Origin of the sequence: Pseudomonas sp. NPDC087697 (assembly GCF_044743155.1) — a bacterium.
GTDB lineage: Bacteria > Pseudomonadota > Gammaproteobacteria > Pseudomonadales > Pseudomonadaceae > Aquipseudomonas.
In genome coordinates, this window is record NZ_JBIUVW010000001.1 from 336,474 (window position 1) to 346,351 (window position 9,878).

The 9,878-nt window shown below is 59.7% G+C and carries 7 protein-coding genes; 3 read left to right on the forward strand and 4 right to left on the reverse strand.

From position 1 onward, the window contains the following. Positions 1-5 precede the first annotated feature (5 nt). Positions 6-3,185 carry an efflux RND transporter permease subunit gene (locus ACIPIN_RS01440; protein WP_401114266.1) on the forward strand — a complete coding sequence of 1,060 codons (3,180 nt, stop codon included), beginning with the start codon at positions 6-8 and terminating at the stop codon, positions 3,183-3,185. Continuing rightward, complete coding sequence (locus tag ACIPIN_RS01445) at positions 3,182-4,603, forward strand: efflux transporter outer membrane subunit (RefSeq protein WP_401114268.1); 1,422 nt, start codon at positions 3,182-3,184, stop codon at positions 4,601-4,603. Before ACIPIN_RS01440 ends, ACIPIN_RS01445 begins: the two co-directional genes overlap by 4 nt. A 252-nt stretch (positions 4,604-4,855) precedes the next feature. On the opposite strand, the gene ACIPIN_RS01450 is transcribed toward ACIPIN_RS01445, so the two are convergent. Genes ACIPIN_RS01450 through ACIPIN_RS01460 form a run of 3 tightly spaced genes read right to left on the reverse strand, consistent with a single transcriptional unit; the run spans position 4,856 to position 8,152 of the window. After that, entirely contained in the window at positions 4,856-5,809 is a 954-nt protein-coding gene (locus ACIPIN_RS01450; protein WP_401114707.1) for a biotin/lipoyl-binding protein, read from the reverse strand. A 5-nt stretch (positions 5,810-5,814) separates the two neighbouring features. Beyond that, positions 5,815-6,015: a DUF1656 domain-containing protein gene (locus ACIPIN_RS01455; protein ID WP_123424530.1), complete on the reverse strand. Its 201-nt coding sequence runs from the start codon at positions 6,013-6,015 to the stop codon at positions 5,815-5,817. Next, the gene (locus ACIPIN_RS01460) at positions 6,005-8,152 is read right to left on the reverse strand and encodes an FUSC family protein (protein WP_401114271.1); all 2,148 of its coding nucleotides are present in this window, start codon (positions 8,150-8,152) and stop codon (positions 6,005-6,007) included. Before ACIPIN_RS01460 ends, ACIPIN_RS01455 begins: the two co-directional genes overlap by 11 nt. Positions 8,153-8,336: 184 nt before the next feature. Here ACIPIN_RS01460 and ACIPIN_RS01465 point away from each other — a divergent pair, with 184 nt between their 5' ends. Beyond that, a complete protein-coding gene (locus tag ACIPIN_RS01465; RefSeq protein WP_401114273.1) occupies positions 8,337-9,392 on the forward strand; it encodes a tetratricopeptide repeat protein in 1,056 nt (351 codons plus the stop codon). A 98-nt stretch (positions 9,393-9,490) separates the two neighbouring features. Here ACIPIN_RS01465 and ACIPIN_RS01470 read toward each other — a convergent pair whose 3' ends face one another. Continuing rightward, entirely contained in the window at positions 9,491-9,868 is a 378-nt protein-coding gene (locus tag ACIPIN_RS01470) for a response regulator (protein WP_071555863.1), read from the reverse strand. Positions 9,869-9,878: the final 10 nt, after the last annotated feature.

Consider the following 9,878-nt stretch of genomic DNA (forward strand, 5'->3'; position numbering starts at 1 on the left):
CTCCGATGAATTTTTCCCAATTCTTCATTTCACGGCCGATCTTCGCAGCGGTGCTCTCGCTGCTGATCCTGATCGCCGGCAGCATCTCGCTGTTCCAGCTACCAATCAGCGAATACCCGGAAGTGGTGCCACCGACCGTGGTGGTCCGCGCCAACTTCCCGGGTGCCAACCCTAAAGTCATCGGTGAAACCGTGGCCGCTCCGCTGGAGCAAGCCATCACCGGCGTCGAGAACATGCTGTACATGTCCTCGCAGTCCACCGCTGACGGCAAGATCACCCTGACCATCACCTTTGCGCTGGGCACCGACCTGGACAACGCTCAGGTGCAGGTGCAGAACCGCGTCACCCGCTCCGAGCCCAAGCTGCCCGCAGAAGTGACCCGGATCGGCATCACGGTGGACAAAGCCTCGCCCGACCTGACCATGGTTGTGCACTTGACCTCGCCGGACAAGCGCTACGACATGCTCTACCTGTCCAACTACGCCCTGCTCAACATCAAGGATGAGCTCGCACGGCTGGGCGGCGTGGGTGACGTGCAACTGTTCGGTATGGGCGATTACTCGCTGCGGGTCTGGCTCGATCCGAACAAGACCGCTTCGCGTAACCTGACCGCGACCGATGTGGTCAACGCAATTCGCGAACAGAACCGTCAGGTTGCCGCCGGTGCCCTGGGTGCGCCGCCTGCACCGAACGCCACTGCGTTCCAGCTCTCGGTCAATACTCAAGGTCGCCTGGTCTCCGAGGAAGAGTTCGAGAACATCATTATTCGCTCTGGCGAAAACGGTGAAATCACTCGTCTCAAAGACATCGCTCGCGTCGAACTGGGTTCCAGTCAGTACGCCTTGCGTTCCCTGCTGAACAACCAACCGGCGGTGGCGATCCCGATCTTCCAGCGTCCAGGCTCCAACGCCATCGAGATCTCCAACGAAGTGCGCGCCAAAATGGCCGAGCTGAAGAAGAGCTTCCCCGAAGGCATGGACTTCAGCATCGTGTATGACCCGACGATTTTCGTTCGCGGTTCCATCGAGGCTGTGGTGCACACGCTGTTCGAAGCACTGATTCTGGTCGTGCTGGTAGTAATCCTGTTCCTGCAAACCTGGCGCGCCTCGATCATTCCGTTGGTGGCGGTACCGGTATCGCTGATCGGTACGTTCGCAGTGATGCACCTGTTCGGCTTCTCGCTTAACGCGCTGTCGTTGTTCGGATTGGTATTGGCCATCGGTATCGTGGTCGACGACGCCATCGTGGTGGTGGAAAACGTCGAACGAAACATCGGACTGGGGCTCACGCCAGTCGAAGCGACCAAGCGCGCCATGCGTGAAGTAACCGGCCCGATCATCGCCACCGCGCTGGTGCTGTGTGCGGTGTTTATCCCGGCCGCGTTCATCTCCGGGTTGACCGGACAGTTCTACAAACAGTTCGCCTTGACCATTGCGATTTCCACGGTGATCTCGGCCTTCAACTCACTGACCCTGTCGCCAGCCCTGGCTGCCGTCTTGCTCAAAAGCCATGACGCGCCCAAGGACCGCTTCTCGAAAGTCCTCGACGGGATCTTCGGTGGCTGGTTGTTCCGTCCGTTCAACCGCTTCTTTGATCGTGCCAGCCATAGCTACGTGGGCACCGTGGGTCGTGTGATCCGCAGCAGCGGCATCGCCCTGCTGCTGTACGCCGGCCTGATGGCGCTGACGTTCCTCGGTTTCTCCAGCACACCGACCGGTTTCGTACCGGGCCAGGACAAGCAATACCTGGTGGCCTTCGCCCAACTGCCGGACGCGGCGAGCCTGGACCGTACTGAAGATGTGATCAAGCGCATGTCCGACCTGGCCCTGAAACAGCCGGGCGTGGAAAGCGCAGTGGCCTTCCCTGGTCTGTCGATCAATGGTTTCACCAACAGCCCTAACGCCGGCATCGTGTTCGTCACCCTGAAACCGTTCGACCAACGCAAGGATCCAAGCCAGTCGGCCGGTGCGATTGCCGGAGCCTTGAACGGCCAGTACGCCGGGATTCAGGAAGCCTACATGGCGATCTTCCCACCGCCGCCGGTACAGGGCCTGGGCACCATCGGTGGTTTCCGCCTGCAGATCGAAGACCGGGGCAACCTGGGGTATGACGAGCTGTACAAAGAAACCATGAACATCATCACCAAGAGCCGCAGCGTGCCGGAACTGGCCGGGCTGTTCACCAGTTACACCGTGAACGTGCCACAGGTCGATGCCGCCATCGACCGTGAAAAAGCCAAGACCCACGGCGTGGCCGTCAGCGACATCTTCGACACCCTGCAGATCTATCTGGGTTCGTTGTATGCCAACGACTTCAACCGCTTCGGTCGCACCTATCAGGTCAACGTTCAGGCCGAGCAACAGTTCCGCCTCGAACCGGATCAGATCGGTCAGCTGAAAGTGCGCAACAACAAAGGCGAGATGATCCCGCTGGCGACCTTCATCAAGGTCAGCGACACCTCGGGCCCGGACCGCGTGATGCACTACAACGGCTTTATCACCGCTGAAATCAACGGTGCCGCCGCCCCAGGCTACAGCTCCGGCCAAGCGCAAAAGGCCATTGAAAAACTGCTCAAGGACGAACTGCCTAACGGCATGACCTACGAGTGGACCGACCTGACCTACCAGCAGATTCTGTCCGGCAACACCGCGTTGTTCGTGTTCCCGCTCTGCGTACTGCTGGCGTTCCTGGTACTGGCCGCGCAATACGAGAGCTGGAGCCTGCCACTGGCGGTGATCCTGATCGTACCGATGACCCTGCTGTCGGCGATTACCGGGGTGATTTTCTCCGGTGGCGACAACAACATCTTCACCCAGATCGGCTTGATCGTTCTGGTGGGACTGGCCTGTAAGAACGCGATCCTGATCGTCGAGTTCGCCAAGGACAAGCAAGAGGAAGGTATGGACTCGCTCAGCGCGGTACTGGAAGCCTGCCGTCTGCGTCTGCGGCCGATCCTGATGACCTCCTTCGCCTTCATCATGGGTGTGGTGCCTCTGGTGTTCTCCAGCGGTGCCGGTGCAGAAATGCGTCATGCCATGGGTGTGACGGTGTTCTCCGGGATGCTCGGGGTGACCTTCTTCGGTCTGTTGCTGACGCCAGTGTTCTACATATTGATCCGTCGTTTTGTGGAGCGCGGCGACGCACGCAAAGCGGCCAAGGCCCTGAAACTGGAGGCGCAACAATGAGTCTGAAAGTCTTCCTGCCGAGCTTGCTGGTACTGGCCCTGAGTGCCTGTGCCGTAGGCCCGGACTACAAGACGCCGCTTACTGCGGCGGCCAACATCACGGCCGCCACCGACGGCGCAAACGGTCAGAAGAACTTCGACCGCGCACGCTTCGAAGGTATCTGGTGGAAGCAGTTCGACGACCCGGTCCTCAATCAGTTGGTGACCCAGTCGTTGCAGGGCAACCGTGATCTGCGAGTGGCGTATGCCCGCTTGAAGGCGTCTCGTGCGTTTCGTGATGACGCGGCCACCCAGACCACCCCCAACGTCACCGCCCGCGCCAGCAGCGATTTGGCCAAGGGCCAGATTCCCGGCCAGACCACCGACCGCGTCAACAGCGAGCGCTATGATCTGGGCCTGGACATGGCCTGGGAAGTCGACCTGTTCGGGCGTATCCAGCGCAATCTGGAAGCGGCCGATGCCGATCAGCAAGTCGCCGAAGCCGATCTGTACCAACTGCAAGTCAGCATGATTGCCGAACTGGTGGATGCTTATGGTCAACTGCGCGGTGCGCAACTTCGGGAAAAGATCGCGCTGGCCAACCTGAAGAACCAGCAAGAGTCGAGCAAGATCACCGTGAGCCTGCGTGATGCCGGCGTCGGTGATCAGCTCGATGTGGTTCGCGCCGATGCCCGCCTCGCTTCCGTCGAAGCCAGTGTGCCGCAGTTGCAAGAGGTGCAGACACGCCAACGCAACCGGATTGCCACCCTGCTGGGTGAACGGCCGGACAAGCTGACCGTCGACCTCAGCCCGGCCAACTTGCCGGCGATTGCCAAGGCTTTGCCAATTGGTGATCCGGGTGAACTGCTGCAACGCCGTCCGGACATCCGCAGTGCCGAACGCAAACTGGCCGCCGCCACCGCCCGCATCGGCGTGGCCAAGGCTGATCTGTTTCCACGGGTCAGCCTCAGCGGCTTCCTCGGCTTCACCGCCGGGCGTGGTTCGCAGATCGGTTCGTCGGCAGCCAGTGCCTGGGCACTTGGCCCTAGCATTACCTGGGCAGCGTTTGATCTCGGCAGCGTGCGCGCTCGCTTGCGGGCAGCCGATGCTAACGCCGAAGGCGCACTGGCGACCTACGAACAGCAAGTGTTGTTAGCGTTGGAAGAGTCGGAGAACGCCTTCTCCGATTACGGTAAACGTCAGCAACGCCTGATCTCGCTGATCCGCCAAAGCGAATCGAGCCGCGCTGCGGCCGACCTGGCGGAAATTCGCTACCGCGAAGGCACCGCGGATTTCCTGGTGCTGCTCGACGCGCAACGCGAACGCCTGGCGGCCGAGGATTCCCAGGCTCAGGCCGAGGTTGACCTTTACCGTGGCATCGTCGCCATCTACAAGGCGCTCGGCGGCGGCTGGCAACCCGAGACAGTCGCCAGCAAGTAACCCAGTCAAGAGCTCCTTTGGTTGGCCGCAACCAACCAGTTTTTTTGCCCCGCGCCTCATTCGGTCGCGGGGCTTTTTTTTGATCTTTTGCAGGAGCACGGCTTGCGGCGATGGCGGTCTCACGGACGCCATCGCTGGCATGCTCCTACGGGGGTGGGGGGTGCCGAGATTACGGGCTTGCGCAAATCCTGTAGGAGCACGGCTTGCCGGCGATGGCGGTCTCACGGTCGCCATCGCGGGCAAGCCATGCTCCTACGGTTTGGTGGTTTCCAGAACCGTCACCGTTGCGGTGGTGCCCGCGCGCAGGCGGTTTTTGCCAGCATAGTCGGCGTCGATATCGATCCGTACCGGCACCCGTTGTGCCAGTTTGACCCAGGTGTAGCTGGGATTGATGCTGGCCAACAATCGACTGCCCGGCGAGTTCTCCCGGTCAGCAATGGCGAACGCGATGCTTTGAACCTTGCCGCCAAACGTTTCGCCACTCATCAGCTGAATCCTGACCCGGGCCCCCTCCTCGATTCGCGGTAATTTGGTTTCTTCGAAATAGCCGCTGACATAAAAAGAATCGCTGTCGACCAATGCCAGCAGTGCGCTGCCGGCAGCGGCATAATCCCCCTGACGGGTCAGCAGGTTGGTGACGTAACCACTGACCGGCGCCTCGACCCGTGTGCGCTGTAAATCCAGCTCAGCCTGGGTCAACGCGGCAATCGCCAGTTGCACATTGGCTTGAGCCAACCCCAGATTGGCTTGATTGCGCAGCAGGTCCGCCTGCGCCACCGCCACTTCAGTACTGGACTTCTCCCACTCTTCCCCGGAAACCGCAAACCTCTGCTTGAGGGTGCGCCGCCGCTGCTCTTCGCTCTGGCGTTGCTTGAGCAACGCATCACTGGCGACGATCGCAGCGTGTGACTGACCCAGCGCCGCCTTGGCCACCTCCACCGAACGCTTGGCACGCTCGACCGCCAGGGTGTAGCGGGCAGGATCGATTTCCAGCAGCAGGTCGCCCTTCGTTACATGCTGGTTGTCCTGGACATGCAGACCGACAATGCGTCCGGACACGTCGGCGGACAGTGTCACCACGTCGGCGCGAACCCGTGCATCGCGAGTCCAGGGCGCACGGGTGTAATGCTCCCAGGCAAACCAGCCAAGCACGATGGCCAGCACCACCACCATCAGGGTCAAGCTTTGAGCGAGGATTTTCTTCAACGTCATCAAGCTCCCATCAGCAGAATCACGGTCGCGCAGACGCACGCGTACAGCGCCCCCTCGAACAGCGCCTCATGCCAGACCAGGCGCAGCAGGCCGACACGGCGCAAGGCCCAGTCCAGCAGCAAAAAGATCGGCAGCGCCAGCAACAAAGCCTGGGCGATCGGCGGCAAGTAAACGCCACCTATTTCGAAATCAATGGGCAAGAACCGGCACTCCTTCTTCTGATGGCACCAGCAGTGAACGATAGCGCTCCAGAAACGCCGCGACGATCAACAACGAAACGCGCATGCGGAATATCGACCACAAGGTGTCGTGGGCGGTCTGCTGTTCATCGGCGTGCAGGTCGTCGAGTTCATCACCGAGGATCCGCAAGTCATTGAGCAACGGCGCGAGCTCGACATCGCGCCGGCCGGCAACCAGTCTTCCCGCCTGGCGTACAGCTGTCAGCAGACGTGCTCGCATGTCCTGGTTCAGCAAGACGCTGCTCAGGCTTTGCTGTTTCAATTGGTTCAAGGCCACGCCGAATGCCATACACCCGAGGCTGGCTTCAAAAAGCTCGTTGGAGCGCGGGTTATTGGCGGCCGGCAATACCCCCAACATCATGGTCAAGCGGTCGACCATGCGACTTTCAAAAGCAAACTGCTGTTCATCGGTGGCCGAGGTTTTCTGCAAGGCGTACACCTGCTCGCGGTTCTCTTTGAACAATCGACGAATACGCAGCGCCGGATTGAAGGGAAAAATCAACGCATACACCATTACTGCAAGCACACACGCACTGCTATAGGCGCCCGCAAACTCGAACCACTGGCTTGCCGTGTTCTGCCCAATACCGATGTTCTGCGGAGCGATCATCAGAAAGCCCGAAAGCCCCAGCCCCATGCCGATGCCGGCGGTCGCAGGGCTCGACAATCCCACGGCAACCACATAGAGCAGTGGCGCAAATATCAGCGCCAGCAACTCGAAGCTGTTAATCGCCGGCACCAGCATGAACTGGTAGAACGCCGATACCACCAATCCCAGCCCTAGCCCCCTGGCGTAGTTCAGGCTAGCCAGCAACGGACGGGGCAACGTCGCCATCAGCGAGCAGAGGATGCCTATCAGGACCATCCCGGCACGAGCGCCGTCCCAACCGGTTTCGATCCAGATCACACCGCCAACCACCAATGCCGTAAACGCTCGAATAGCGTTCATCGTCGCCAGGGTGAAATCCAGGTGCAAATGATTGGTCTGGCCCTCCCGGTAAATACAACTGGCCACGCGTCCTTCCTGTATCGCCTCGCTGAGCTCAAGAATCTGCTCCAGTTGCTGCAGCATCCGGGCCTGCTCCCACCGTAGCGCCCAAGCCAGTGAGCGCAAGGTCGCCGGCATCGCCTCGACCCGTTGTTCGGCTTTTTGCGCCTGTCGGTCGAAGCGTTGCTGCAGGGCGACAAAGTGCTGGCGAGACTCAGTCGAAAGCGCGCGCCCGTGAACGGCTAACTCATCAAGAAACGCCAGTTCTTCTGCTCGCAAACGCTGGATATCCTCAGGAAGCTCGCCTTTCCAGCGCTCACTGAGTAGCAGCCGCTGATGGCGCAGGACGGTCAACCGCGAACTCAGCAACACCAGTTGGTTACCCAGCAACTGCACCAGACCATTGGCCTCGCGCAAGCGTGGCGCATCGAAATACAAATGCCGACGCAAGCCCTCCAGCGCGCTGATCTCGCCCAGGAGTTTCATTTGCCGTTGATGAAAATCGGCCTCGCTTTCTTCGGTACGAATCACCGCCGCCGCGTGAGTTGCCGTTAGTTTGATCAATTGGTCGACCTTGGCGAAGTAACCGCGCGCCACGGCTTCCGGCCGTGCTGTCAGCAAACTCACGACACAGACACACGCCACCGCCAGCAGGTTTTCAGTCACCCGGGTGATGGCCAGCATCAAGGTGTTGTCTTGATCGGGTTGAGCCAGCAGCGCGACGACTACCGCGGTGTAGCCGCTCAACACAAATGCCTGGGAACTGGTGTAACGCAGCAATGTGCCGCCTGCGGTGCAAAGCCCCAGCCATATCGCCAGTGTGACAATGAACGGCAGCGGCGCTTGCGGAAAAATCGCCATGATCAGTACCGCTACAGCGGCACCGAGAGTGGTGCCGATGACCTGACCGAAACTCCGTGCCAACGCCATACCGCCCAACGGTTGGCTGACAATCACCACGGTCATGATTGACCATTTGGGTTGATCCAGATCGAAGAGAAACGCCAGATAAAGGGTCAACAGGCCAGCCGCGATGGTCCTCAACGCAAACAGCAACGTTGCCTGACCAGGGTTCATGACCAGTTTGAAATAGTGGATCAGCGGCTGCATGGGTTAGCTCGATCAGTCATCTCCAGCAAGCGTAGTCACTGCAACGCCACGTTGAGAGGTTTCAGCAGCTACAGGTCAGCTTGAGCCGATCGAGTACGTGTTGAACTGAGTCCGGGTTTGACTCACAGCGCCAGCTGACCGAAGCTGACAGCTTTGCAAACGCTGTCAGATTCCGGATTCCTGCATGTCCAAGCCTCGCCGCCACCTGTTCATCAGCCTGCTCGTCCTGTTTGCCGTCGGCATTGCCTGGTTTTCTCTGCGCAGCACGACGCCCGAGGTGCCGCTCGCGATCAAGCAGGGCTATCACGACGCCATGGAAAAAGCCCGCAATGGCCAGCCTGGTGCGGCGCGCGTGCTTTATCAGCAACTGGCGCGCCCGGACTTGTCAGACACGCGCCGTGTCTTGTTGCATGCCGAACTGCCGAATTACCCGAGCCCGCAGGCGCTGAAACTGGCAGACGCCGACCTGCAAAACCCGGTGGTCGAGGTTCGCCTGGCCGCAATAAAAAGCATTGTCGGGCTGGTGCCCAATGGCCAGCGCAGCCTGTTGCTCGGGCCATTGCTCGATGACAGCGAGCAAGCCGTGCGTTTTGCCACAGCGAACGCATTATTGGGGCTTTCGCCGGATGATCTGGGGTTGTACTTCGGCCCCTTGCAACAGGTCATTGATCAGTATGAGCACACGCTCAAAGGTCAGCCCGAAAGCGCCGAGACCCACTATCAACTGGCTCGCCTGCACCTGCACAACGCCGAACTGAAGGAAGCACAGCAAGCGCTCGATCAGACATTACACCTGGATCCGGGCAACCTGCCGGCATTGGTGATGCAGATAGAAGTGCTGGATAAACAGGGTCAGGTCGATGCTGCCCAGCAAATGCTGGCCAAACAGCTGAAAACCCAACCTGATTCTGCCTATCTGCAGCACGCGCTGGGGTTGTGGTTGCTGCATCACGGACAAAGCGAGTTCGCACTGCTCGGTCTTTCAAAAGCCGTGGAGCTGGAACCCAACAACAAGGAATACCGCTACGACCTGGCGACTACCTTGCACGCTCAGGAAGAGCTGGAAGCTGCGCAAAAGCAGCTGCAAGAGATCGTTCAGCGCCACCCGGCCGATCGCAAGGCACGGGTGTTGCTGATCAAGTACTGGAAGGAAAGCGGCCAGCTGCAGAACGTTCAGGTGCTGCTGGCACAGCTTGAGCAGATGAATCCGGATGATCCGGCGTTGCAGCAGGGGCTGTAAAAGATGAGCCGTGGAGCGTAGGAGCTGCCGAAGGCTGCGATCTTTTGATCCTGAAAAGATCGCAGCCTTCGGCAGCTCCTACGGGTATTGAGTGGGGCTTACGAAAGCATTTCCTGCATCAATACCTGCAATTCATCCAGGTCGAACGGTTTGGCGAGGATCGGGGCCTTTTGCGCGATTGGACTGCCAGACTCACGAATTTCCTGCGGGTAACCACTGATGAAAATCACTTTGAGCTCCGGTCGCAGCTTCACCGCCGGTTCGGCGATCTGCACACCGGAGATGCCACCGGGCAGACGGTAATCGGTGATCATCATATCCAGGTGCGGTTTGCTGGCCAGAATTTCGAAGGCCTGCTCACCATCTTCAGCCTGCAAAACCCGATAGCCTTCACCCGACAGATAGGCGACCAGTACCATCAGGATCGAGGGGTCATCTTCGACGATCAATACGACGTCTTGTGCATCTTCACTCATGGGAAGCCTT